This window comes from Pantoea sp. X-Soil-MYKO-1289, from assembly GCF_059730625.1.
Genome location: NZ_AP036004.1, coordinates 1,163,566 through 1,188,592, shown reverse-complemented (window position 1 = coordinate 1,188,592; position 25,027 = coordinate 1,163,566). Strand labels below are relative to the sequence as shown.

At 55.3% G+C, this 25,027-nt stretch carries 20 protein-coding genes and 1 pseudogene; 6 read left to right on the top strand and 15 right to left on the bottom strand.

Annotated elements, in window-relative coordinates:
* Nucleotide 1 precedes the first annotated feature (1 nt).
* The 7 genes from AC6I7Z_RS05645 to AC6I7Z_RS05615 form a co-directional block, all read right to left on the bottom strand.
* Nucleotides 2-961, bottom strand: coding sequence for an AEC family transporter (locus AC6I7Z_RS05645; protein ID WP_497813454.1), 960 nt, complete (start codon nt 959-961; stop codon nt 2-4).
* A 136-nt stretch (nt 962-1,097) separates the two neighbouring features.
* Nucleotides 1,098-1,898 carry a biotin-independent malonate decarboxylase subunit gamma gene (gene mdcE / locus AC6I7Z_RS05640; RefSeq protein WP_497813453.1) on the bottom strand — a complete coding sequence of 267 codons (801 nt, stop codon included), beginning with the start codon at nt 1,896-1,898 and terminating at the stop codon, nt 1,098-1,100.
* Nucleotides 1,898-2,731, bottom strand: a complete 834-nt coding sequence (locus tag AC6I7Z_RS05635) for a biotin-independent malonate decarboxylase subunit beta (RefSeq protein ID WP_497813452.1) — start codon at nt 2,729-2,731, stop codon at nt 1,898-1,900. The genes mdcE and AC6I7Z_RS05635 overlap by 1 nt, the downstream gene beginning before the upstream one ends.
* Nucleotides 2,724-3,023, bottom strand: a complete 300-nt coding sequence (gene mdcC / locus AC6I7Z_RS05630) for a malonate decarboxylase acyl carrier protein (protein WP_497813451.1) — start codon at nt 3,021-3,023, stop codon at nt 2,724-2,726. The genes AC6I7Z_RS05635 and mdcC overlap by 8 nt, the downstream gene beginning before the upstream one ends.
* Nucleotides 3,024-3,031: 8 nt before the next feature.
* Nucleotides 3,032-3,895, bottom strand: coding sequence for a triphosphoribosyl-dephospho-CoA synthase (locus AC6I7Z_RS05625; protein ID WP_497813450.1), 864 nt, complete (start codon nt 3,893-3,895; stop codon nt 3,032-3,034).
* Complete coding sequence (gene mdcA / locus AC6I7Z_RS05620) at nt 3,895-5,550, bottom strand: malonate decarboxylase subunit alpha (protein ID WP_096072747.1); 1,656 nt, start codon at nt 5,548-5,550, stop codon at nt 3,895-3,897. Before mdcA ends, AC6I7Z_RS05625 begins: the two co-directional genes overlap by 1 nt.
* A gap of 290 nt (nt 5,551-5,840) precedes the next feature.
* A complete protein-coding gene (locus AC6I7Z_RS05615; protein WP_497813449.1) occupies nt 5,841-6,749 on the bottom strand; it encodes a LysR family transcriptional regulator in 909 nt (302 codons plus the stop codon).
* 138 nt (nt 6,750-6,887) lie between these two features.
* Here AC6I7Z_RS05615 and AC6I7Z_RS05610 point away from each other — a divergent pair, with 138 nt between their 5' ends.
* From AC6I7Z_RS05610 to AC6I7Z_RS05585, 6 genes and pseudogenes are all read left to right on the top strand, one after another.
* Nucleotides 6,888-7,454, top strand: a complete 567-nt coding sequence (locus AC6I7Z_RS05610) for a non-oxidative hydroxyarylic acid decarboxylases subunit B (protein ID WP_497813448.1) — start codon at nt 6,888-6,890, stop codon at nt 7,452-7,454.
* 38 nt (nt 7,455-7,492) lie between these two features.
* Entirely contained in the window at nt 7,493-9,001 is a 1,509-nt protein-coding gene (locus tag AC6I7Z_RS05605) for a UbiD family decarboxylase (protein ID WP_497813447.1), read from the top strand.
* A gap of 381 nt (nt 9,002-9,382) precedes the next feature.
* Complete coding sequence (locus AC6I7Z_RS05600; RefSeq protein WP_276740926.1) at nt 9,383-9,619, top strand: DUF2171 domain-containing protein; 237 nt, start codon at nt 9,383-9,385, stop codon at nt 9,617-9,619.
* Nucleotides 9,620-9,901: 282 nt separating this feature from the next.
* Nucleotides 9,902-10,150 (top strand): annotated as a pseudogene (locus AC6I7Z_RS05595) (RraA family protein); the annotation flags it as partial.
* Between the two features lie 122 nt (nt 10,151-10,272).
* Nucleotides 10,273-11,208, top strand: a complete 936-nt coding sequence (locus tag AC6I7Z_RS05590; protein ID WP_497813446.1) for an SMP-30/gluconolactonase/LRE family protein — start codon at nt 10,273-10,275, stop codon at nt 11,206-11,208.
* Between the two features lie 34 nt (nt 11,209-11,242).
* Nucleotides 11,243-12,598, top strand: coding sequence for an MFS transporter (locus AC6I7Z_RS05585; protein ID WP_497813445.1), 1,356 nt, complete (start codon nt 11,243-11,245; stop codon nt 12,596-12,598).
* A 69-nt stretch (nt 12,599-12,667) separates the two neighbouring features.
* On the opposite strand, the gene AC6I7Z_RS05580 is transcribed toward AC6I7Z_RS05585, so the two are convergent.
* From AC6I7Z_RS05580 to qhpR, 8 genes are all read right to left on the bottom strand, one after another.
* The gene (locus AC6I7Z_RS05580; protein ID WP_497813444.1) at nt 12,668-13,642 is read right to left on the bottom strand and encodes a fimbrial protein; all 975 of its coding nucleotides are present in this window, start codon (nt 13,640-13,642) and stop codon (nt 12,668-12,670) included.
* A 75-nt stretch (nt 13,643-13,717) separates the two neighbouring features.
* A complete protein-coding gene (locus AC6I7Z_RS05575; RefSeq protein WP_497813443.1) occupies nt 13,718-16,300 on the bottom strand; it encodes a fimbria/pilus outer membrane usher protein in 2,583 nt (860 codons plus the stop codon).
* Nucleotides 16,254-16,931, bottom strand: coding sequence for a fimbrial biogenesis chaperone (locus tag AC6I7Z_RS05570; protein ID WP_497813442.1), 678 nt, complete (start codon nt 16,929-16,931; stop codon nt 16,254-16,256). Before AC6I7Z_RS05570 ends, AC6I7Z_RS05575 begins: the two co-directional genes overlap by 47 nt.
* A gap of 59 nt (nt 16,932-16,990) precedes the next feature.
* On the bottom strand, nt 16,991-17,554 hold the full coding sequence (locus AC6I7Z_RS05565) for a fimbrial protein (protein ID WP_497813441.1): 564 nt from the start codon (nt 17,552-17,554) through the stop codon (nt 16,991-16,993).
* A 175-nt stretch (nt 17,555-17,729) separates the two neighbouring features.
* Nucleotides 17,730-18,302, bottom strand: coding sequence for a hypothetical protein (locus AC6I7Z_RS05560; RefSeq protein ID WP_497813440.1), 573 nt, complete (start codon nt 18,300-18,302; stop codon nt 17,730-17,732).
* Between the two features lie 34 nt (nt 18,303-18,336).
* Entirely contained in the window at nt 18,337-18,717 is a 381-nt protein-coding gene (locus AC6I7Z_RS05555) for a hypothetical protein (RefSeq protein WP_497813439.1), read from the bottom strand.
* Between the two features lie 856 nt (nt 18,718-19,573).
* Nucleotides 19,574-23,305 (bottom strand): inverse autotransporter beta domain-containing protein, encoded by a 3,732-nt coding sequence (locus AC6I7Z_RS05550; RefSeq protein WP_497813438.1) that lies wholly within the window; start codon nt 23,303-23,305, stop codon nt 19,574-19,576.
* Nucleotides 23,306-23,889: 584 nt separating this feature from the next.
* Complete coding sequence (gene qhpR / locus AC6I7Z_RS05545) at nt 23,890-24,957, bottom strand: AraC-like transcriptional regulator QhpR (RefSeq protein ID WP_497813437.1); 1,068 nt, start codon at nt 24,955-24,957, stop codon at nt 23,890-23,892.
* Between the last annotated feature and the right edge of the window lie 70 nt (nt 24,958-25,027).

The window sequence follows — 25,027 nt, the reverse complement described above, 5'->3', positions numbered from 1 at the left end:
ATCAAATTCCTGAAGTCAGCGTAATAAACAGCGGCAGTGACAGAATACAGAGCACGGAGCTGAGCAGCAGCACCGCTTCCGCATCGGGCGACTGCACGCCGAAGCGGTTGCCGAACACCACGCCGAAGAAGCCGGCAGAGAGCGCGATCATCAGAATCGCGGTAATCGCCACCGGGCCGCTCAGGCCGAGCGCGGCGACGATGCCCCAGGCGATAAAGGGCTGGATCAGCAGCTTGGCGACGGTGCCGACGCCGACCACGGCGTTGAGTTTCAGCTTACGCGCAGAGAGGATGACGCCGGTCAGGAACAGCGCCGCCGCCGTCGCCGCCAGTCCCAGCGGTTTAATCGCCGTCAGCACCAGATCCGGCATTTTAATGCCGATGGCCGACAGTATCACACCCACCAGCGGGCCAAGCACGATCGGTTTTTTCACCGAACGCCACATCAGCACCGGCAGCATTGCGAAGGTGGAACCGTGATCTTCACCCGCGGCGCGCGCCTTTTCGCGTTCCAGAATCAGCAGGCAAAGCGGCGTCAGCAGCACTGAGCCGCAGGCGATCGACACCGCCACGGAGAGCGAAGTCGTGGCATTTTCGCCCAGCACGCTGCCGAGGATCGGCAGACCCAGCGCGGCGTAATTTGGCAGCGCCACGGTGAGCGTCAGCACCGCCGCATCCTGCGGGGATTTTTTAAAGACTTTAGTCGCGAGAAAATAGATAGCCGCATAGGTAATCCACATGGCGCCGGTCAGCACCACAATCAGCGGCCACTGCGCCACGATGCCAGGCCAGGCGGTTTGCACCGTGGCGCTAAACAGCGCGGCGGGCAGCGCAAAGTCCATCACGAAGATATTCAGCAGCGAGACGTTTTTATTGTCGACCATACCGGCTTTACCGGCCCAGAAACCCAGCAGCATAATCACAAAGATTGGAGCAAGGGCATGAACAATTATGTAAATCATAAATCACCTGTTTTTAAGAAATAAGATTCCAGTCACGCGATGTTTATAATTTCTAAAAGCGGCCCTCGCTCCGGGGCGCGACAACGCGCCCCTGGCAGACCGATTTCGGCAGGTCTTTTTTTAATGTTTCTGTGTTTTACCAGCTGGCGCGCATACGCTCGCGCACCAGAGAGGAGCTGCGGCGGTTTTCCGCGCCGAGCCGGGTTTTCAGCGATGGATCCTGGCGGGCGTCGGCGATCGCCTTTTGCAGCGCGATTTCTACCTGTGCCAGATCGGCGTCGGAAGGCGCGTCCGGGTTGCCGATGGTGAGCAGATCGGCCAGCAGACCAAGGGTGGCGAAGTTGCTGACGTCATAAGCCATCGGCGGAATGGTCGCCGCCAGTTTTTCCAGCGCCTCGACCGTACGCAGCGTAATGCGCGCGGCGGACGCTTTGCCCATCGCATGCACCAGCACGCCCTGATCGTTAATCGCGATCAGTCGGTTCGCCTGATAGCCGTGCGCCAGAAACGCGCCCGACATCGCCTTGCCGACAATCAGGCCGATCACCGGATGTCCCGCCAGACGCGCTTTGGCATAGGCGCCCGCTGCGCCAGCCAGCGCCTGATGAATGCCGAACGCCTCTTCGCGTCGACCGTAGGCCTGGCTCGGCACGTCGATGACCGCGATAATCGGGCGCTTCACGTCGCTGTTTTTGTCCGCGTCGATGGTTTCGTTCACCACCTTCGCCAGCGTCCAGCCCTCCAGCAGCCCGACTTCGCCGCGCGCGGCGCGCGGGTAGTGGTTGTTGGCATCGGGCACGACGGCGATCAAACGTACGCGCTCGCCGTTGAGTTCGCCGTCAGCCACCTGAACCGAGTCGCACAGGCCGCTCAGGCGCTGCGCATTAGGTGCCAGTTTTTCCAGCCAGGTCGCACCGCGGCTGATAGTCTGGGTCATTATTTATCCTCCCGGGCAAAAAGCTGTTTAATCTGCGCCGTATCCGCCTGCTGACGCGTATCGAAATTGGTCAAGCGCGGCAGGAAGTCGGCATAGTTGTCGCTGCGATGCTGCGCCGGCACGCCTTTTTCGATAAAGGTATTCATCGCGGTTTTTACGGCGCTGATGCCATCATCAACCAGCGCGTCGGCCAGTCCGCTGGCGTAGCGGATTTCGCCGCCGGTCATGCTCCAGATAAAGGGACGGTCGCGCGAGTCGTACTCTTCGATGCCCGCTTCCTGCTCGATAACCTGCGGGCCGTTAAGCCCCAGTCGCGCCTCGCGGGTGACGATCAAATAGCTGCAGAGCGCGGCGGCGATCGACATGCCGCCGAAGCAGCCGACGGTGCCGGCGATAATGCCGATAACCGGGGTATAGCGGCGCAGATCGACGATAGCGGCGTGGATATCGGCAATCGCCGCCAGACCCAGATTCGCCTCCTGCAGGCGCACGCCGCCGGTTTCCAGACAGAGCACCGCCTGGGTAGGAATACCGTTGCGGTTGTCTTCCGCCGCCAGCTCTAGCGCCGCCGCCATTTTCGCGCCGGAGACTTCGCCCATACTGCCGCCCTGGAAGGTCCCTTCGATGGCGATGACCACGGCGGACTGGCCGTTGATGGTGCCGCGCGCGACCACCATGCCGTCGTCGGACTGCGGTACCACGCCCTGCGGCGCCAGCCAGGGCGACATGATGCCCTCAAAAGGATCGAGCAGTTCGCGGTAGCTGCCCTCGTCCAGCAGCGCATGAGCGCGCTCGCGGGCGCGCAGTTCGATAAAACTCGGATCGTTACGCATGGCTTACCTCTTCAAAAACCTGTTCGATACGGATGCGCGCAACGCCCGGCGTCGCGCCGAAATCGTGGATCACCAGCTGCCCGGCAGGCAGGCCGTTAATCAGGCTGAGGCGATCGAACAGCGCCTTCCAGCGGGCGTCGCTGTTGTCGAGGGAGGTAGTGATATCAATATTCAGCGTTTGCCCTTCGGCTGCGGTGAACAGCACTTCCATATCACCGGAACCAACGACCCCTGCAAGGGCTCTGCCGCTGAAGGTGCGGTTAGCAGGGAAAGATAATGTGATGTGTTCCATAACGTCCTCTAAAGAAAAGAGTGATGGGCAGTAACAGCTACCCTGTCAATGAACAGCGTGGCGGCCAGCAGATCGGCGGCGCCTCCCGGCGAGGCGTTCAGGGCCAGCATCTCGGCGTCCAGCTGCGCCAGCGCGCGCTGGCCTTGCGCCGTCATGCAGCCTCCGGCCAGCAGCACCGCACGGGCGCCCGCCTGCATCGCCTGCAGGCCTTCAAGGCCGGCGCGGGAGAGCACGCAGGTGTCGCTAAGGGAGGTCATGATCGCCATCAGCGCGTCAAGCCGCGCTTCGCTTTCACGCGCGCCCGCCGCGCGGCTGCGCAGCAGCTGCGGCAGCGCCAGCCTGACGACGTGAGGAAAGCCCTGCTGCGCCTCTTCCCGTGCGCCGGGCACGCGATAGCGATGCGTCGCCTTCAGCCCTTTGCTGAACAGCTTCGGCGCGGCGCGATCGGGCAGGCTGGCCAGCGACGCCGCGCTATGGGCGAGCCGCTCCGCGTCGGCGCAGCCGCCGTTCATCGCCGCGGCGCTGACCAGCAGGCCCAGCGCCCAGATTGCGCCCCGATGGGTGTTGACGCCGCCGGTAGCCGCCATCATCTGCCGCTCCCCTTCCCGCCCGAGACGGCCGATCGCTTCGCGCAGGGCGACGTCGGCCGGACGCTGCCAGCACTGACGCGCCAGCTGCAAAAAGGTCGGGTGCAGGCTGCGGGCCGAACGCTCCATCAGCGCCAGCGTCAGATCCTGATGCGCGCCGTTGCCGCGGCTGTCCACCAGACCCGGCTTCGGACTGAGGCGCGCCTCATCGATCAGGCAGTCGCGCGCGATAGCCGCCAGCTGACTCGCCTGCGCCTCGGCTTGAGTCTGTGACAGGAGTTTCATTACCAGCTCCGGAATTTTGCCGGCGGGTTGTAGAGGCCGCCTGACCATTCAACCAGATCCGCGACGCTGCCTGCGGCGAGCAGAGAGCGCGTGGCGTCTGAGCGGCGAATGCCCATATCTTCCGGATAGACGACCTTGCCGCTTTTACGCAGCGCGGCCACGCGCGCGGCGTCGACGCCCAGACCGATATCGGTGATGCCCGCTACCGCGGCCACCATGGCGCGGCGCTCTTCAAGGCTGTCGGCGCGATAGAGATAGGCGATGCCCTCTTCGGTCAGCACGTGGGTCACGTCATCGCCGTAGATCATGACCGGCGCCAGCGGCATACCGGACGATTTCGCCACGTCCACAGCGTCGAGCTGCTCGACGAAGGTCGGCTTCGCGCCCGCCTGGAAGGTTTCTACCATCTGCACCACCAGCTTTTTACCGCGCTGCATCGGGTCTGGCTCGGTAATCATATTGAGCCAGGCGGGCGTCGCATGGCGGCGACCGTGGGGATCGTGGCCCATGTTGGGCGCGCCGCCGAAGCCGGAAAGGCGACCGCGCGTGACGGTAGAGGAGTTCGCCAGTCCATCGACCTGCAGGGTCGCGCCGATAAACATATCGACCGCGTACTGACCGGCCAGCTGGCAGAAGGCGCGGTTAGAGCGCATCGAGCCGTCGCTGCCGGTGAAGAAAATGTCCGGACGGGCGCGGATATACTCTTCCATGCCCAGCTCGCCGCCGAAGCAGTGCACGCTCTCTACCCAGCCGCTCTCAATGGCCGGGATCAGCGTCGGATGCGGGTTCAGCGTCCAGTGTTTACAGATTTTGCCTTTCAGCCCGAGCTGCTCGCCGTAGGTCGGCAGCAGCAGTTCGATTGCGGCGGTGTTGAAACCGATGCCGTGGTTGAGCGACTGCACCTGATGCTCGGCATAGATGCCTTTGATCGCCATCATCGCCATCAGGATATGCTCCTGCTTGATCAGGCGAGGATCGCGGGTGAACAGCGGTTCGATAAAGAAAGGCTTGTCGGCGACGACGATGTAATCAATCCAGGAGGCGGGAATATCGACGCGCGGCAGGTCGCTTTCGTCATCCACCAGCTCGTTGACCTGGGCGATCACGATGCCGTCGCGGAACGCGGCGGCTTCCACCAGCGCTGGCGTATCTTCGGTGCTGGGGCCGGTGTAGAGATTGCCTTTGCGGTCCGCTTTATAACCGGCAATCAGCGCCACGTTCGGGCTGAGATCGACGTAGAGTCGGGAGTAGAGTTCGATGTAGGTGTGGATGGCGCCAATTTCCAGCTGGCCATCCTGCAGAAGCTGGGAAATACGTAAACTCTGCGGGCCGGAAAATGAGAAATCGAGTTTGCGGGCGATACCCTTTTCAAAAATATCGAGATGTTCGCTACGGCCCACGCTGGGCATAATCATATGCAGGTCGTGTACTTTTGCCGGATCCACTTCCGCCAGCGTACGGGATAAAAAATCCGCCTGCTTCTGGTTATTTCCTTCAAGGACAACGCGGTCGCCTGGGGCAATTAATTTCTCCAGCGCTTCTACCGCTCTTTCAGTAGGGATCACTTTACCGTCTACGGGAAAAGATGCGAGACGACGCGCTTTTTCACTGCGGCGCGTGTTCCATTCCCGAACCGGCGCTTGGCCAGTGTGCATTATAACCTCCTGATTCAGATAACCATTCTTCGTTTATGCTGGATGGAGTCTGCGCTTTCTGCTCAAGTGATTCAATTAAGGCAACGGGACGATCATTAGTCTTAGAGTAATGATTCAAGGATCGGAGTGGAGATAAACGAAACACGAAAACTGAGTGTAGACGCCATCTTCAGGAGAAAAAGGCAGGAACAAAATATTTCTTCAGTTTGTAATCTTTATTTCTCGCGCATTTCTATTTTTATATCCGCCTGAATAGCCAGGCGTCCAGGATAATACGCGGATTATGCTGGTTATTTTTTCTCGCTGGCAGACGGCATAAACAGCGACTGGGTATTTTTAATAAATTGCATCATGTCGCTATTTTTTCTTCCCTCTTTCCAGCAAAGGTACAAAGAGGTGGTGATATCGGTGCCGGTAATATCCAGCGCCGCCACATCCTGCCGTAAAAAATTACGCTGCGAAGCGGGAATGCAGGTTATTCCCATCCCCATCGCCGTCAGGTCGATAGCGGTGTTGACGTCCCGCGCCCGCACGATTTTCGCGGGCACCAGACCCGCCTCCGTATACATGCGCAGCACGGTGCCGCCCAGCCCAACGCCGTCGGGATCTTGTTGAACGATCAGGGTTTCGCCCGCCAGCTCGCGCAGGCTGATCTGCTTATCCCCGGCGCGCGGATGGTCATCAGGTATGACCGCGCTCAGCGCCGTCTGATGGATTTCCCGACAGGCGAGAAAGCGAAAATCGGGCAGCGGTCCACGCAGGAGGCCTGCATCCAGCTCGCCGCTTTGCAGCAGGCCGATCTGCTGATTGACGTTATATTCCATCGGCTCAAGACGGATCGCCGGGAACTGGCTCCTGAAACTTCGCAGCGCCCTGACCAGCAGCGGCTCCAGCACCGCCGTGCCGACATAGCCGAGCCGCAACAAACCCCGGCTGCCGGCGGCGACCTCTTTCACCGTCGCGCGCAGGTTATCGAGTCTCTGCACCGTGCGCTCCGCCTCATCCAGCAACAGCTGCCCTTCGACCGTCAGGCTGACCTGACGTTTGTTGCGTTCGAACAGCCTGACGCCCCAGCTCTGCTCCAGCGACTGAATATGCTGGCTCAGCGCGGGCTGCGTCAGGCCGACCTCCGCCGCCGCGCGGGCAAAATGCAGGGTGCGCGCCAGGGTAATGAACGATCGCAGTTTAGGGTATTCCATGACTCACCTGATAAAGGTTGCTTATTAATAAAAGCATAATAGCAATTAGACCCTTATCAGTCTCGGCGTTATCTTCTTTCTGTACCGCAATCCGACCCTTTCGGGTTCGCCCTCTTTCCACCTGTCTCAGGAGGCTGCATGAGAATTATTGTCGGCATTACCGGCGCGACGGGCGCGCCGCTCGCGGTGACCCTGCTGCGCAAGCTGGCGGCGATGCCGCATGTAGAGACGCATCTGATTGTCTCTCGCTGGGGTAAGACCACCCTTGAGCACGAAACGGGTTTGCAGCTAAACGACCTTAAAGCGCTGGCGGACGTTTACCACAGCGCCGGCGATCAGGCCGCGACTATCTCTTCCGGCTCCTTTGTCACTGACGGGATGATCATCATTCCCTGCAGCATGAAAACGCTGGCGGGTATTCGCAGCGGTTATGCTGAAGGGTTGATTGGCCGCGCGGCGGATGTCGTGCTGAAAGAGCAGCGCAAACTGGTGCTGGTCGCGCGGGAAACGCCGCTGAACACGATTCATCTGGAAAATATGCTCGCGCTCTCGCGCATGGGCGTCAGCATCATTCCCCCTGTTCCCGCCTGGTACAACCATCCCGAAACCATCGCGGATGTTGAAAACCATATCGCCGGTCGCGTGCTCGATCAGTTCGGGCTGGAGACCGCGCAATCGACCCGCTGGCAGGGCCTTGCCCGCTAAACGCCCGGCTGACTTTTACTTTGCTTCAGGAGAAAAACATGACAGAGAGTGCACATCATTCCGCAGAGGAAAAAAGCTTCGATCTGCGCGCCGCCATCGAAATACTGAAACAGTATGACGGCGAATATATTGAAACCAGCGAACCGGTGGATCCGGCCGCAGAGCTGTCAGGCGTTTACCGCTATATCGGCGCTGGCGGCACGGTGATGCGCCCGACCCGCACCGGGCCGGCGATGGTCTTCAACAAAGTGAAAGGCTATGAGGATTTTCGCGTGCTGATCGGCCTGCTGGCCTCGCGTCAGCGCGTCGCGCGTCTGCTGGGGGTGCCGAAGGAGAATCTGGCTAACCTGCTGCGCGAATCGGTGCATCGCGCCATAGCGCCGGTAGTGATCCCCAACGATCGGGCGGTTTGTCAGGAAGTGGTGCACCTGGCCTCTGACGAAGGGTTCGATATCCGTACGCTGCTGCCGGCGCCGACCAATACCCCTGAAGACGCAGGCCCCTACTTCACGCTCGGCATGTGCTACGCCGCCGATCCGGAAACGGGAGAGCATGATGTAACTATTCACCGCCTCTGCGTGCAGGGCAAAGATGAAATCTCGATGTATTTCGTGCCGGGTCGTCATCTCGACCAGTTCCGCATCAAAGCGGAACAGGCCGGCAACGCGCTGCCTATCACCATCAGTATCGGCGTGGATCCGGCAATCGAAATCGGCGCCTGCTTCGAGCCGCCTACGACGCCGCTGGGCTTCGACGAGCTGGCCATCGCCGGCGGGCTGCGCGGACGCGCGGTAGAGCTGGTTGAAGGGGTCGCGGTCAAGGCGCGCGCCATCGCCAACGCGGAAATTGTGATTGAAGGCGAGCTGATCCCCAACTATCGCGTTCAGGAAGATCAGCATACCCACACCGGCAAAGCGATGCCGGAGTTTCCGGGCTACACCGGCGAAGCGCAGGCGGCCGTGCCGGTTATTAAAGTGAAGGCGGTCACGCACCGTAAGCACCCTATTCTGCAGACCTGCATCGGGCCGAGCGACGAACACACCAATCTCGCCGGCATTCCGACTGAGGCAAGCATTCTCGATATGGTGGAGCGCGCGCTGCCGGGCCTGGTGAAAAACGTGCACTGCCCGTCGCCAGGCACCGGCAAATATATGGCGGTGCTGCAGATCAACAAGCGCGGCCCGCAGGATGAAGGACGCCAGCGTCAGGCGGCGTTACTCGCCTTCTCCGCCTTTTCAGAGCTTAAACATGTCTTCCTGGTGGATGACGATGTCGATATCTTCGATTTGAGCGATGTGATCTGGGCGATGACCACTCGCTATCAGGCCGACGTGGATACGGTGTTTATTCCCGGCGTGCGCTGCCATCCGCTCGATCCGTCGCAGGATCCCGCGTTCAGCCCCTCGATCCGGGCGCACGGCATCACCTGCAAAACGATTTACGACTGCACGGTGCCCTATGACCTTAAGTCAAACTTCCAGCGCTCGCAGTTTATGGAGGTTGACGTCAACCGCTTTGTGCCGGGCTTTATGGAGAGCGTAAAATAACAACCGGACGTTGCCGCTGCGCCAGCGGCAACGGTTGCTCAGCATTGCCGGAGCGCACCCTGTGGTGCGCTCCGGCAACGGCGATTAATCAGGCGGTAAGGTGTAGACAAGATCGCCGTTTTCTTTTTAGCGTTTTAGCGCATCAGATCCAGCAGATAGCTGCGCCGTCCTGCTCGATATGCCTTCAGCGGGTGCGGCATGAACAGATTACAAAACGGTTTATGGCGCTAAAAAGCAGCGGATTACTCTGCTTTAACGCCCGCAGCAAATATTTCATTTTGTTACTGACTTGACCGAACCGGTAAGTAGTGACCAGGCTTAGAGGGTCTTGAAGCACATCAGACGATGCGTTTTAACCAACTAAACCAGGATGGAGGCATTATGGTAAGCAAATCAGAAATTTTAGATCACGCTCAGGTTGTAGATGTTAACGGTGAACATGTTGGTATCGTTGACCATTTCGAAGGCGAAGACAAAATCAAGCTTGCTAAAAGCGATCCTGAAGCTGGCGGCAAGCACCACATCATTCCTTTCAGCTGGGTAAAAGAGGTGGACGATAACAAGGTTATTCTGTCCAAATCGAAAGCCGATGTGGAAAGCGAGTGGCAATCTGCCTGATTTCCCGCGCCGTGGCCCACGCCGCGGCGTCTGCTTTCTCGTTCTCCCCCCTTGCTCGACCACTTTCTGTCTATCCGCCCTTAATTACCTCTTATTTCCTCGTATCCCAACGCAAAATCCTCTTTTTGCTGTCAGCGTGCAGTCGCTGAGCAAATTGTGATTCACATCTTATTTACATTACAAATAAAAGCTTAACAGTAGCGGCGCACAAATTAACATCGCTATAGTGGTTTTATCTTGTACAACCATGTTTTACACAGCAAAACAAGGCGAGGAGTTCCAATGCCAGACGCAGACAACACCTATATCAGGCGCGATATGACTCGCGTTTCACCAGAGCTGGTCAGCCAGGCCGCGGAGTTTCAGGCCCCAACCCAGGCGGATGTGGCGGGTCGTCGCGGCACGCTGCACGGCCGCGTTAAGCCGCTTTCCGCCACAATGAAAGTGGCAGCGCCGGCCCTCACCCTTGACGTTCGGCCCGGCGACAGCCTGGCGAGCCACGCGGCGCTAGCTATCCCCCAGCCTGGCGAAGATGACTGCGAGGGAGAGTGGGATAAATCCATCCACACGTCATTCGTTAAAATGGGCACGGCAGCGGCCAGCAACGTCTCGAAAGTGCTGGCTGAACCGCTGAAAAAAGAAGGTGCGCTGCCATGATATTCCAGCACCCGCCAGAAATACGCGCCACCACGCTGTTTACGCGCCTGCCTGATCTGTTCCGCCAGCCAGACCCCAACAATGCCTGGGCACAGGCCAACCGGGGCGGCGAGCCGGTCGACTCGTTTCTGGAAGGTCCGGTATGGCATCCATCGGGGTGCCTTTATCTGACCGACATCCCCTACGGCCGCATTTTCAAAGTCGATATGCAGGGCAACTGGGAGCTTATCGTACAGTACGACGGTGAGCCGAACGGCATGAAACTGATTTCGACGAATACGCTGCTTATCACCGATTACCGCCACGGTTTAATGAAGCTGTCGCTGGACGATCGCAGCGTGACGCCCTGGTTGACCCGACGCAACAGCGAAAGCTTTCGCGGCGTTAACGATCTCACGCCAGATAGCCAGGGGAATCTCTACTTCACCGATCAGGGCCAAACCGGGCTGCACGATCCCACCGGCCGCGTCTACCGCTTGTCACCGCAGGGCAAACTGGATTTGCTGCTCGATAACTGCCCCAGCCCAAACGGGCTGGTGTTATCGCCAGATGAACACATCCTTTATGTCGCCATGACGCGTGGCAATGCCATCTGGCGCTGTCCGTTAAAGGCAGACGGATCGGTCAGTAAAGTCGGTCAGTTCTTTACCTCCTATGGCCCCAGCGGGCCTGACGGGCTGGCGATCAATGCCGAGGGCGAGCTACTGATTGCCAATCCAGGGCTGGGACGCGTCTGGCATTTAAATGAGCTGGCTGAGCCGATAGCGATCCTCACCAGCCCACTGGGGCGATCGACCACCAACCTCTGCTATGGCGGTGATGATTTGCGCCAGTTGTACATCACCGAATCCGTTTCAGGCTCGATACTGACCTGCTCAATGGCTACGCCTGGCAAGCCTGTTCCCGTATCGCCACAGGTTTCTGCCAAATAAAAAGATGTGCGCGGCACGCGCACAGGAGATCGTTATGGCCCTGCTTACTTCGACTGAAGAGAATAATGTGACCTCATCGCCGGGCTCGCCAGGCGTGCAGAGTTCCCTTAACGAGCATGATTTTACGCTCAGCGAAACGGCGGCGAGAAAAGCCTTCACGCGCATGTTGCCATTTATTTTCATTTGCTATGTCGTCAGCTACCTGGACAGAACCAACGTAAGCTTTGCCGCGCTGGGGATGAACAGTGATTTAGGGATCACCGCCGAACAGTTCGGTTTTGGCGCCGGGATGTTCTTTATTGGCTACTTCCTGTTTGAAGTTCCCAGTAACCTGATTATGCAAAAGGTCGGCGCGCGCATCTGGATTGCGCGCATTATGATTTCATGGGGGCTGATCTCCATGCTCACCGCCTTTGTGACCGGCCCCACCAGCTTTGCCGTTGCGCGTTTCCTGCTTGGCGTGGCTGAAGCGGGTTTTACCCCGGGCATCTATCTCTTTTTCACCTACTGGTTCCCCGGCGCCTGGCGCGCCAAAATCACCGCGGCCTTTCTGGTAGGCATACCTGTCGCCAATATCATTGGCGCGCCGGTTTCAGGTGCGCTGATGCAAATCACCCATCATGAGCATATTCGTAACTGGCAGTGGCTGCTGTTGATTGAGGGAGCGCCGGCGGTCATTTTAGGCATCGTCTGTTTGTTCTTTCTGAGCGACAGGCCGGCAAAAGCCAACTGGCTCAGTGATGCTGAAAAAAGCGTGCTGACCCGGCGCCTTGAGTCGGAGCAGCAAAAGATCGCCGCCTCCCACGGCTCGAGCCTGAAGGATGCGCTGAAAAATCCGCTGCTCTACCTGCTGGCCTTCATCAACTTTTGCGGCATCGTCGGATCTATTGGGGTTGGCCTGTGGATGCCTCAGATCATTAAACAACTCGGCGTCAGCCACACGCAGACCGGCTTTCTGACTGCCATCCCCTATCTGTGCGGCGCGATATCGATGCTGCTGTGGGCGCAGCGAGCCAATCGGGCAAAAAACCGCATTGTCTGGATTTGCGGGGCGCTATTCATCGCCGCGGTTGCCCTTGCCGCCAGTGCGCTGGTGGATGAGCCGGTGCTGAAAATGATCGCTCTCTGCTTTACCGTCAGCGGCATCCTCTCTTTTCAGGCCTCATTCTGGGCACTGCCTTCCGGCTTTCTGACCGGCAGCGCAGCCGCAGGGGGGCTGGCGATGATAGTGTCCATTGGTAACCTGGGCGGTTTCTTTGGCCCTTCATTGATCGGCTATATCAAACAGATGACTGACGGTTTTATGTGGCCACTGCTGGCAGTGTCTGCTGTCCTGCTGCTAGGCTCCCTGGCTGTCGCGCTGGTGAAAGATCCCTATCGTCATATCTGACCCCGCCCTGTCAGTGCAATCCGGCTGTACTCACAGGCTCGGCAGCGCCGGCACGGAAGCTGACGCCTGTTACTGGTAGGTCATGGTGAAGGAGGCTGTCGCATTCACCTTACCCGGCTGAATCGTACTGGATGTTTGATAGTAGGCGGCGCGGAAGGGAATATTGACCCTTTCTCCGTCGCCTGACGTAGTGCCGTAATTAATCAGGCTGCCAAATTTTACCGCCGCATTGTTATAGAGGAGCTGAATACCGACCCCCTTTGCCGTCGATCCGCTGCTTAACCCTAAAACGCCATTGGCCGCGTCCGCGAGCGGCGTGACGTTATCCAGCGTCACATTCACCGAGGTTTGCGCATCGCAGTTTAGCGACAGATTAAAATCAACCGGATTTAGCGTGCTCCCTACGCCATTGAATTTAGAGGCAACCGCAAAACCCATATCGATATTTAAATTCGTATCCAGCACCTGGCATGAGACCGTGCTGGTATTGACCGCTGAAATAATATATTTAAACAGCGGCTGCCTCTGCACATTTTTACTGACGGGCGTGCTGTACTGCATAGCGATAGTAATCGGGGAGACGCGGCCTGTTTTCGGCGTCATCGCCGTTTTGACAAGCTCGAAGGTGTCATTGAAGGTCGCGCCTTTCTGAGCGATCCCGCGATTCCAGGTGCTTAAGTTAAGGCTGCCACTGGTGACCGTACTGGTTGTGCCGGTGGTGCTGGAGTAGTTTTTCCACCTCAGGCCGATGCCTTCGACGTCGGTGGCGCGGACGCCCGCCAGCACCGACGCGCCATTGTCCAGGTTTGAACCTGCCAGCTGAATGTACCAGGAACTTTCCGCCGTTGTCTGGCTTTTTGCATCGCAATTAATGGCATGATTAATCGTCACCGAGCCGAGCACCGTCCCTACCGGCACATCGCGCTGAATAAGAATATTATTATCAAAATTAACGGCAACATCTGATGCGCTACATAACGCGTAAGCCTTTGTCGACAGAACGCTGCTGGTTAACAGGGCGACAATAATAAAAAACCTGTACATACCTGATTCCTTAATCATGCAAAGGGTAGAAAAGGAGATGCCCGGCGACTGTTTCACTGCGCGATGCGTTGATGATCAACTGCAGGTCGCCGTGGCGCGTTGAATAGCGCCTGGCCGAGGCTTAAAGTTTATTTTCGCCTGGCAGGATGCCTCTCCCCACCTCACGGAAACGCGATCGCCATTATTCAGTCCGCTTAGATAAACCTCTCCTTCGTTGCCGACGATGCTCATCATGTCGCTGTCGCGCATCTTAACGACAGCGCCAAAGGGCACGGGTTTATGATTGAAAAGCAGCTTAACCAGCGCGCGATAGCCTGTTGCCACCTTGAACGAGGCGCGCACAACGGCGCCGCGAGTGGGCACCACGCTGACGACCGATTCCGTAATATCGGTTTCAGGCCCCAGCGAGCGGGTATCAATCGCGATAGCGTTTTCCTGATAAGCGCTGACGTAGGGGACGACCGCATATCCCCGCCAGTCGGTTTTGACCCCTGGGTTATTACGGATCTTCAGGCCTGACACGCCTTTGGCCTGAACCAGCGCCACGGTGTCGCCCGGCGGCTGCGAGAAGGTCACGCCGTTTTCATGAACGAGAATGCCGCCCTGCAGACCGAGGTTAACCTGGCTATTTTCCCGACTACGGTTATAGCCGGCGCTCAGGGTGCCGTAGCCGCCTTTATAGGTGCCGCTTACCGAGCTTCTGGCTTCACCGCCCGACGAGGTGTAGCCCTGCTGCAGTGAGTAGCTCAGGTTATTATCAGCAAGCGCCGTTCCGCTCAGACCAACCTGATGCGTTTCCGGGCCGTTTTTTTGTGCGTTTACGCTGTAGCTGACCCAGCTTTGAGGCAGCCATTTGCTGAGCGGCACCTGCATGCTGAAAGCGAGTATCTGATCTTTTTTTTCATAGCCTGGCGTTTCGCTATAGGTGTAGCCCAGCGAGTAGCTAATATCGTTAAAACTGGTATTGAAGCCCGTGCTGATGCTGCGCTCGTAGCCTGCTCGTCGCCAGTAGTCCTGCTGGTAGGCGCTGATATAAAAACTGCCCCAGCTTGACAGCGACTGGTTCAGATTAAGCTGCAGGCGGCTACGTTTGTTGTAACGCTGGGTGGCGTATTCGTTCACCTCCTGAAAGGTATAAAACCCCTGCGTTGAGTAACGATAGCTGGCCAGCGTAACGGTGGTATCGGTTGTGGTGACCGTTTTGGAGTACTGTAGCCGGTAGGATTGTCCCCTGCTGCGGGTGGTTTTCTCCTCATCCAGCTTACTGTCCGCCAGCGTTATATCCGCAGAGAGCGAGCCGAGTTCGCCAAAACTCACGCCAGCCCCGACGACGCCGGAAAGGTAGTTATCCGCGCCCAGCCCTCCCGCGTAGAGCGTCAGATGATTCGATACGCCATAGGCCAGCGTCCCCATGCCAAACGTGGGCGTTTGCGCCGCTTTTTTCGTCGTACGATATTCGCCTCCGCTCAGGGCATATTTTATGCGCCCTTCCCGCAGCATAACGGGCACCGCTGAAAAGGGCTGAACGAAACGCTGCTCGCTTCCATCAGCCTCGGTTACGGTCACCTCAAGGTCGCCACTCGCAGAGGTTGGATAGAGATCGCGGATCGCAAAACTTCCCGGCGCAACATAGGTTTGATAAATCGTATAGCCATTCTGTTTTACGGTGACCATGGCATTAGTACGCGCAATACCGCGGATCACCGGCGCAAAGCCGCGCATGCTTTCAGGCAGCATTGTGTCGTCAGAGTAGATTTGCATGCCGCGAAACAGAATGCTGTCGAAGATATCTCCGGGCGTGCTGGTTTCACCTATCTGGAACTGTCCTTTTAAAAACTGGATATCGCGACTCAGGGTGGTACTCAGAGAAGAAAAGGCATGCTTGCCGCTGCTTTTCGTGGCGGTGCTGTAATTACGCAGGCGCCACGGGCCGAAATTGAGCCCGCTCTGCAAATTAAGGTAAAACTGATCTTGCGTCTCTCCCTGCTTTGTCCAGTTGCGAGCGCCATTAAAGCTGTAATTTAACAACGTGGCGGGAATTCCCTGATCCCAACGAGCGGGATCGACCCTTCCACGCACGCGGGTTTCCAGCGCAGACTGAGGAATAGAGATATCCAGCCTTTGCTTATCGAAATTCAGACTCGCCTTCGCATCAGGGATAAAATCGCCTGGGTTGGTAATAATGGTGTTCGCCGGAAGCGCAGCTAATTCCGAAAAGGCGCTGATTCGGACGCCAAGCTTCTCCAGCATCGATCGATTAAGCTCAGGCGACAGCCCCAGACCATTAATGGCCACAAAAGAGACATTATCTGTGCAGACATACTCATGATTAAGCCATATTTGAACCCGATAGGTTCCGGGTAATTGTTCTCCCCGTTCAAAACGGCTGAGGTCGATGCTTTTTGCCGCTGAACTCGTTTTTTCAAGCGCATCCGCCATAAAATAGAGCTCACCCGCTCTTGCGGGAGAGACGGCGGAAATAAACAACGCGATTGCGGAAAACCGGGCAACCGTATAAGGCCGCATGCCTGAGGAAAATAAATATCGGGTATCAAAAACAGTCTTCACTTTGCTTTCCTGCTCGGGTGACATGGCTAATACTGTTTGTGGATTAGGGTAACGCCTGGCGTGCTTCTTCCGTGACGCCACCAAAATCATTTATGGCTTTCCAGGCCACCTCTCGCCCGCTGCCAGAAATTGTCACCGACGCAAAAGGTGCAATCATAGGCGGCTGTTTAATACGCTTTCCCCCCACCGTTAAGGCGTAGAGCGAGATAAAATAGGGAGTGGGATTAGCTATCACCATCTGACTTCCGTTTTGCTTAAAACTTAACTTTCTCCACGCCTCGTTCGCGCTATCCGTTTTCAATTCTGCGGGACGGTAGAAAAGCTTTATCCGCGTTTTAACGGCGATAAGCAGCCGGTTTTGCTCTGATTTCTCCATAGCAGGAATGGATTTAACATTCAGCCAGAATACGGATTCACGATTATTCGGCAGCGGTTTTTCACCGGTATAAATAACCCTGAGAGTGTTCTCATGTCCGCCATCCAGACGAAACAGCGGCGGAGTAACGATAAAAGGCACTTTCTCGGAGGATTTTTCATCCAGTTCAACCCATGACTGAATAAGATAGGGAACGGAGTTTTTACTGTTGGTGACTGAAATGGATGCTTCTTTTTCCGCGCCGTTATAAATTAAACGCGTGCCGCCAACGGTAATGCTGGCCTGTGCAGTAAGAGTAAAAAAAGACGCCGCAAGCAAAAAAATAGCGCGAATGAACAGGCTCATTTATTAGCTCCAAAATGCCATCAGGAGAGAGACGGGCGTGCGCAGGCACGCCCTGGGTATTACTGATAGGTGATGGTGAAATCTGACGTCGCGTTCGCGGTACCGGCAACAACCGTCGCCTTAGTGGCTTTATATTTGGCCACAAACGTCATGGTGTTGCTGTTTGCCGCGACGGCGGGCGACCCTGCGGAAGAGGTATCCAGCGTCAGGCTTTTAGACTGGGTGGCCAGCGGAACAGGCGTGACGCCATCTTCTTCATAGAGCGCGACACCCACCCCCTGCGCCGTCTGACCGCTGCTTAACGCCAGAATGTCAGCATCGTTCGCGTCTGCCGTACCATCAAACTTTACGGAGGCAGAGGTTACCGCTGCGGGACAGTTATTCAGCACAATGCTAAAACGCGTTGCGGCGGCGACCTGGCCGACCCCAGTGAAAGAGCTTTTAGGGATCTTGCCCAGGTTAACGGTCTGGGTGGAGGTACTGGTATCAACAGTGCAGGCCGAATCCAGAATCTCTCCGGTGAAATTAATGGTGCCGTCGGCCGCATGCGCTGCGAATGCGCTGCCCGTTACGACTGCCGCCGCCAGCACGTTGCGAATGGCAAAAGTTAACTTTTTTTGCATAGGTCTATATCCTCCGTATTGAATATATCTGCAGCGATAACATCTCGACGCAGAAAAAAGAAAAGTCAGGCAACAAAATTCACTTTGAATATATTTAAAAACTGAAATAAAAAACCCTGGCGTAACAAAACAGGCAGCGCGAGCGCCTGAAAAAGAAACTGGTGAAACCTTATTTTTAAAGTCGACTCGACGTTAAAAGCGCTATTAACTGCTTCATCTCCAGGCTGGTGCCAAGAGAAAGTCGCTTTCTTAAGTAAAGCATTTTGTTAATATCACTCTTATTTTCGCAAACATAGTGACTATTTATCGGGTCATAAATCGCCTTGAGAAACCTCATATGATCTTTTGATAACATGACAGACAGCTGATGACATAACGCCTCTTTCAATCCGTAAGATTTGCCTACCACCGGATATCTGGAAGCCTGATCGCATACCTGATGGAGTTCCTTGATGGTGGTCACCAGCCAAAATAGTTTCAAATAATTATTTTCGGCTATCTCCTCAGGCGCAATAAAATAAATATTCTTTATTCCTCCCCGGGCGCTAAGACGTGAGTAAATCCAGCGAATATTTTCTCCGCACTCATGTAGGGTGTCGATAAGAACGCAGGGTTTATCAAACACCGTCGCGCAGACTAAAAACTCCAGCCGATTATCGAAAAAATATACCTGCCTGTCTTTAGCAGAGAGCGACGTTATCGCTTGTCGGATAGCAAAATTACGAGTAAATACCAGTACTGTCGTCAACGTCTATTCCTTTTGTAATACACACAACACTTAACTAAGGCGAGGTTTTGACAACATATACGCGTTCCAGAACATCTTTCTCTACTTTGTAGGCTTTTCCATTCAGCCTTAAAAAGGGGTATCGTTCAAATCCCACACTATTAAATGCGAACTGAATTTTCTTTATCATGGAGAGCAAATATGATTTCGAGCAGCGCAGGCCGTAATCTTCAAAAACATGCACAATAATGTCATTATCGTACACCACGCCGGTATCCATTCCGGCAAGTAAATATTCGAATAGCCTGGCCTTCGTTGCTCCAAATCTTTTTATGCGCCCATTTTTAATATTAATTAGCGTTCTGGTAGAAATTCGGTATTCCAGACTCTGGAATATATTGTATCCATAGAGAACCTTGTCAGAGACAAAAGGCATAATGACTCCTTAGGGGGTAACTATCCCATATCTATGACACCTTTTCCGTATGTGGGTGAAATAAGCTCACAGCCACCTGATACGTTAAAAATATTATTTCAATGAAGAAAGTGTGACAATGAGACAATTTTATAAAAAATAAAAACCAAAAAATAACAAAAACAGAACACAATAAGCTGTCTTTATGGAAATGGCAGACTTAAACCCTAAATGAAAACAAAATGTTACCTCCCGGCGGCTAGTTTTTACAAAAATCTAACCATAGATAATTTATCCAAATATTTTAATATCTTGGTTAAAAACTCTAAGAATAAAAAATATAACAATAAAATCATATATTTAAATCAAACGCAGAAGTTTCTTAAATATTATCTTAACCAATGTAATTTAGGAATAGTCAGGACAATTCTTTAATCTCTGCTATAAACGCGCATACACAAATAAATTTAATTTTACAACCCACCCTATTTTGCACATTAGCAGCCTCAAAAAACAACCTTAAAACCATTAAAAAACAAAAAGATGCAAAAACATGACTCTGGATCAAATTCAGCAAAACAGCACTATTTCTGCATAATTAATCTGAATCAAAACTTGCGATCCATTTAACCTGAAGCATTATTAATCTTGCGACGCACCTTCAGGGAATGGAGATATTTTCTGGTGACCACAACTACTCCTTTATGAGTATTCCTCCGTTTAGTCACTCAAGATAATTAATTATATCGCAATAATAACTTCGCGGGAAAAAGCGTTTAAACCAGGCTGGATAATAAAGAGGCATCAAAGAGAAAGAGACGGTGAGGGCGAGATGCTTAACGCAGCAGCGCCGCATAAAATATGCGGCGCTGCTGAATCAGAAGCCTACTCCTGTACAGTTAACGCCCTGACTGTTATTCAACCAGTCAAGGACGCACTGGTTATTGCCTTTATCGAGATAGTTGAATTTAACGCTGAACTGATTGGTGGCCAGAATAGCGTCTACGGTCGGCACCCAGGTACCATATTCTCCCGCGACGGCGTACTGAGTCCCGTTTTTCCACGGCTGGCTGAACCAGTTATCCGTAACGGTAATTGGCCCGCGCTCGGGCTGTCCTCGTACGCCGATTGAAGAGCGATTATTCGTGCCGAAGCGTCCGTAGTCGAACCAGTTTTGCGTCACCTCCATAAACGCGCCGGCAATGCCTTCTGGCTGGTACAGGTGCATATCAAACTGATGATAAGCCCCAAGTTCGCCGCCGTTAAGCACCAGATTATGATGCGCCGCATAGCCCTCACCCGATCGGCCGTTTCCGGCAATCGAATGCCGGTTACTGTTGAAGACGTTACAGGCGACTTCCGCAGTCGCGTTGCCATTTTGCGTCACTACCCCATAGCCGAGTCCCGATTTGATATTGTCGTGAATGTAGCTGTGATGGACGCGTACGTCGGTGGCTGTTTTCACGCTTACCGCCGCCCATGGCCAGCCCCACATCTCCATATTGTCCACTTCGACATTGTGGCTGCCCGGCACGGTCTGAATACCGATAGTGGCATTATTGGTGACGGTGCCTTTATAGGGCCCTTCATAGCGAAGGCCCGAGATACGCGTGTTGCTGTCCATCGCGATAATGGGGAATTCATTTGTCAGCTCGCTTATATAGGGAATGCTGAGGCGCGCTCCGTCGCTGCCGTTCAGGCCGCGATCGCTGAAAATGGTGGTTCCGCTTTTGACAAACAGCGCGTTTTGCTGGACCGGCAGCTCAATCTCGACGTCGCCGGGAATGTAGATATAAGCGGTGCCGGCATCGACCAGTTTCTTCAGCGTGGCGTAATCCCGGGCTTCCTGATAATTCACGCTGTTTTTATCAATCTGCTGCGCATAGCCGCTGCCGCCTCCTACGACCGAGCACTGCCCGCTGGCATCCAGTAGGTGGGTGGTCACCACAACGTTAAGCTCCAGCGGAGAGGAGACGTTGCCTTTTTTATCCACCGCGCTAATCCTGACGGGATAGCGATTTTCGCCGCCGACCACAAAGCCAGGCAGCGTCAGTCGAAAGGTGCCCTCCTTCTCATTAATCACGCCGCCCGCCGCCCTGAAAGCGGAAGCGTCAATCTCATAGCGCGCAATGCCGTACAGGCTCTGCACCTCCGGCGTCACCACCACGGTAGTGCTTTCGGGGCCGGTTACGGCGGTATCGGCGCTGATGGCGAACGGCGCCTGGCTGACGGAAACCGCCATGGTCACAGGTTCGCTGCTATTCCCCAGCGCATCTTTACCCGTGATGATAATGGCGTAGTGGTTATTCCCCGTTGCCCGCCATTCAGGCATAACGAAGTGAAAGTCCGGCAGGGTTCCGGTGATTTTTCCTCCTGCGGCGATAAACGCTTCCGCGCTGAACTGAACCTCACTCGCCGTTGCGCCTTCAGAGACTACGCTAATCGATGCGTCTACCGTCTGCTGTTCGGTTCCCGTTAGCGTGCCCGGCGCCGTTACTGCGATATTGACGGGTTGCACCTCCAGAGTCAGGCTTACTGGTTTTGACGAACGGCCCTGTTTATCCCAGGCGATAGCGGTCAGGGTATAGCGGTTACTGCCCTCTTTTTTCCATAAGGGCAACGTGAAACGATAGCTGGCTGCGCTATCCTGGCTAATTTTGCCCCCGGCGCTGAAAAAGGCGTCGCCCTGCCACTCGATTCGGTCAATGCCCGCCTGGGCGCTGGTCTGCGGCGTCACCACAACCTGATCGCCCGATTTACCCGACAGACTATCGGCGAGCGCTATGTTGATGCTGGCCGAGGCCACCGAAATGCGGGTCGTCACCGGCAAGGAGCGGTGGTTCTGATCGTCAGCGGCAGTAACCGTGATCGCATACTGGTTGGCTCCTCCATCCGACCATGCCGGCAGCGTCAGCCACAGCTTATCTGTTTCGATGTCGACTTTTCCTCCGCTGGCGATAAATTCCGGCGCTTCCCACTCCAGCCGCGTCACGGTCGCTTTTGACTCTACCTTTAGCGGCAGCGCGATGCGTGTGCCTTCAGCGCCCGACAGCTGCTGCGGCAGCGCCAGTACGATGGAGCGCGGCTCTACGACGATAGTTGCCGAAGCGGTATTGGATATATTTCCCTCGCTGTCGGTTACCGTCACTTCCACTGCGTAACGGTTTTCACCGTCAGCGCGATAGGGCGGCAGCACCGCCTCATAGTTGAGGCTCGGGCTATCGGCTTTTGCCGGCCGCGTTTGAATAAACTTACCGCCAGCCGCGAGGAATGCGGGCGCCTTCCACTCAACTTTACTGATGCTCTCCTCGCTGCGCACATTGAGCCCTGTCGCCAGGGTCTGGCCCTCTTCCCCTTTGAGATCCCCGGCCAGCGAGATTTTGACGTTCATCGGCAGCACCTCGACTTCAACGCGGAACGGTGCCGAGAGATTGCCCTTTTCATCTGCCGCGCGTCCTTCCAGGTGATAACGATTGGTGCCGACGGTTCGCCATTCGGGCAGAGAGAGCTGATAGCCGCCGTTTTCATACGTGACACTGCCGCCTGCGGCGAAAAAATCATCGCCTTGCCAGCCAATTCCGGTAACGGTATAGCGTGATGAGATATTCAGGTTGAGCGCCAGCTTGCTGCTTTCGATGCCCGAAACCTTCTGGCTGGCGGCAATGGAAAACAGACGATCCTTTTTGTATTCGAGAACGATAAAGTTGTTTCGATCCACCAGATCGTAGCGGGATCCGGCCAGCGTACGGTTAAAGCGGACTCGGTCGGGATCGAGCTGGGTCTTAAGCGGCGTTCCGAACTGCCAGGAGAGGTTAAGTCCTACCGAGAGTTCATCTCGACCGCCGCGCGCGTTAAGCGTTTTTTGCATTGAGATACCCACCAGCGGCACGGGCGTATAACTGACGCCAACGGTAAATAACTGAGGGTTCTTTTGCAGATCGTCGGGGCCAAATACGCCGACCTGATCGCCATAATAACGCGCCCAGGAGAGCTTGCCGCCCAGCTGAGGTAAAGAGGGAAGCCACGCCTCCGTTCGGATATCAAATCCGTTCGCGACGCGCTCGTGATAATCGGTAAAATCCTGCGACCTTTTCCAGTCGCTCAGGCGGAAATATCCGTTGGCAGAGACGCGAAAAAAATCGCGGCCATATTCAAGACCGGTGCCCAGACGCCTATGCTTACGGCTAATGTCATAGTCATAAAAAACGCTGGCGCCAAGCAGGGTATTATCTGAGGGCCAGAAGCGATAACCCAGTCCGATATTGGTCATCGTTCTGTTGTCAATGCGCCTGATACCTGTCTGCGAAAACAACAGATGGCGGCGATTTTCGTTGAGGGGAAATAAAAAATCGAATTCGCTGCCGTCAAAATGCGCGCTGCTGAGATTGAGTCTGGCGCGGGCGGTGCCGAAAGAAGAGAGACTTTGCTGCACGGCGGAGCTAAACAGGCCGGAGGCCATGCTGCCCCCAACGGCGCCGAGCCGGTCGGCTGAAGCATCCTGGCCGAGCATCTGCGCCAGTTTAGCGCCCGCGCCCGCTCTCGCCTGCTGGCTCTTTTCTTCGCTACGCTGCTGCTGCGTCTGAAAGGCGCGATAAACGTTCTCCCTCACCGTTAGCGACGCATTGCGGGAGTCGATAGCGCTGCCGACAGCCAGTCCAGGGTGAATAAATAAAAAAATATAAAGTCCATGCTTACGCTTAAGACGAGGCGGGTAGCAAGCCACCATGCTGATAATAACTCCATTAATAAAAAGGCGTTCTCAAGATGGGAAGCAAGGATATTTGAGAGCCATTAAGATTATTTTTAATAATAAGCGCTGATTTGTATAAACAATAATCAATACAATGATTTTTATAATTTTAATATTTCAGACACTTCTTAACAATCAGATGATTCAGCACGTAAAATCTTATTTTGATTAAATAAGATGCAGCCTGGGTCGCCAGGCATGCCTGAATCAATAACGCGCTATTCAGCACAGGCTTTGCGTATTTAGGATTATTTTAAAGGCGGTGGATTTTCAGGCGGGAGCGATCGCTTTTCGCGGGAGAAAAACATTTATTGCTAAATTTATTTGCTGTAACGCTGATTATGTCCGCTAATTCGTGGCCATTTTTGCGCGCGCTTCCTTTGATTTAAGCGTTATTTTTATCCCCGCATAGCTTTACCGGCTGGCTAATGACTGGGGCGTAGTCAAAGAAAAACGTTACTTTGCGATTTACGACAGTCGCGCGGGCTGCAGCCAAACCAGCGCCGGAACGCGCGGGAGAAGGCGCTGACTTCAGAATAGCCCAGCAACAGCGCCATCTCTGACACCGACAGATGGTGTTGCTTCAGATAATGCGTCGCCATTTCCTTGCGCACGCTGTCGACCAGGGCGGAAAAACAGGTCTGCTCATCGCGCAGCCGCCGCTGTAACGACCAGGCGGATAATCCCTGTTTCTCGGCGATCATTTCCAGCGAAGGTTCGCCGCTCAGTAACTGAAGGTGAATGTCGGTACGGGTTTGATTAACGGTGTCCTGATTGACCGCCGGCGGGCTGAGCCGACGGATCGCATCCTGCATTACCAGCAGCAGCATGGGATCGTGATCCGGCATTTTGCGGCTCAGATCCGTTTTAGCCACGATCATCGAGTTGAAGGGCTGATCGAAATAGACCGGCGCATCGAAGACCTTACAGTGCTCATGCCAGTGCTCGGGGCGCGGATGCTCAAAGTGGACTTCTCGCGGCGCCCAGTGCCGTCCTGCCGCGTGGCGAATCAGGTTAAGAAACATGCCTAAAGTTAGCTCTGCATCCTGGCGGCGCAGCAGAATCGCGCCGTGACGCACCTGATAATCGAGTTGCCAGCAATCACCGTGCTCCGTCAGACGAATACAGGTATTGTGCTGATGCCAGGGAAACGCATTCACGACGTTGCGCAGCGCCTGCTCCAGCGTGGCCGAACACAGGCCGATATAGCCGATCAGTCCCAGAGACTGCGGGCGGAACTGATGGCCATACTGCAAACCGAAGTTGTCTACGCCCGCCTGACTGGCGGCTTCCTCCAGCACCCGGCAGTAATTCACCAGATCCAGACTCAGCGTCGGGCAGGCGAGCGTATCAGGATCGATGCCGCTGATGCCAAAAATGCGGTCCACATCGCCGCCCTGAGCGTTAATGAAATCACCCAGCCCGGTCGCGGCGGCCGAGAGGACGCCACGGTGCTGGCTTCCTGCCCCGGACAAGGCTGTGAGCGCTACCTCTGGGAATCTGCTGGTCATGATGTTTTCCGCCTGAAACTGAATATCAGTTATTTCTGCAAAAAACATACCAGCCGTCGGGCGCGTGATA

Coding starts and splice junctions, on each gene's coding strand:
- AC6I7Z_RS05645 (WP_497813454.1), bottom strand. CDS start 961: ATGATTTACATAATTGTTCATGCCCTTGCTCCAATCTTTGTGATTATG.
- mdcE (WP_497813453.1), bottom strand. CDS start 1,898: ATGACCCAGACTATCAGCCGCGGTGCGACCTGGCTGGAAAAACTGGCA.
- AC6I7Z_RS05635 (WP_497813452.1), bottom strand. CDS start 2,731: ATGCGTAACGATCCGAGTTTTATCGAACTGCGCGCCCGCGAGCGCGCT.
- mdcC (WP_497813451.1), bottom strand. CDS start 3,023: ATGGAACACATCACATTATCTTTCCCTGCTAACCGCACCTTCAGCGGC.
- AC6I7Z_RS05625 (WP_497813450.1), bottom strand. CDS start 3,895: ATGAAACTCCTGTCACAGACTCAAGCCGAGGCGCAGGCGAGTCAGCTG.
- mdcA (WP_096072747.1), bottom strand. CDS start 5,550: ATGCACACTGGCCAAGCGCCGGTTCGGGAATGGAACACGCGCCGCAGT.
- AC6I7Z_RS05615 (WP_497813449.1), bottom strand. CDS start 6,749: ATGGAATACCCTAAACTGCGATCGTTCATTACCCTGGCGCGCACCCTG.
- AC6I7Z_RS05610 (WP_497813448.1), top strand. CDS start 6,888: ATGAGAATTATTGTCGGCATTACCGGCGCGACGGGCGCGCCGCTCGCG.
- AC6I7Z_RS05605 (WP_497813447.1), top strand. CDS start 7,493: ATGACAGAGAGTGCACATCATTCCGCAGAGGAAAAAAGCTTCGATCTG.
- AC6I7Z_RS05600 (WP_276740926.1), top strand. CDS start 9,383: ATGGTAAGCAAATCAGAAATTTTAGATCACGCTCAGGTTGTAGATGTT.
- AC6I7Z_RS05590 (WP_497813446.1), top strand. CDS start 10,273: ATGATATTCCAGCACCCGCCAGAAATACGCGCCACCACGCTGTTTACG.
- AC6I7Z_RS05585 (WP_497813445.1), top strand. CDS start 11,243: ATGGCCCTGCTTACTTCGACTGAAGAGAATAATGTGACCTCATCGCCG.
- AC6I7Z_RS05580 (WP_497813444.1), bottom strand. CDS start 13,642: ATGTACAGGTTTTTTATTATTGTCGCCCTGTTAACCAGCAGCGTTCTG.
- AC6I7Z_RS05575 (WP_497813443.1), bottom strand. CDS start 16,300: ATGATTTTGGTGGCGTCACGGAAGAAGCACGCCAGGCGTTACCCTAAT.
- AC6I7Z_RS05570 (WP_497813442.1), bottom strand. CDS start 16,931: ATGAGCCTGTTCATTCGCGCTATTTTTTTGCTTGCGGCGTCTTTTTTT.
- AC6I7Z_RS05565 (WP_497813441.1), bottom strand. CDS start 17,554: ATGCAAAAAAAGTTAACTTTTGCCATTCGCAACGTGCTGGCGGCGGCA.
- AC6I7Z_RS05555 (WP_497813439.1), bottom strand. CDS start 18,717: ATGCCTTTTGTCTCTGACAAGGTTCTCTATGGATACAATATATTCCAG.
- qhpR (WP_497813437.1), bottom strand. CDS start 24,957: ATGACCAGCAGATTCCCAGAGGTAGCGCTCACAGCCTTGTCCGGGGCA.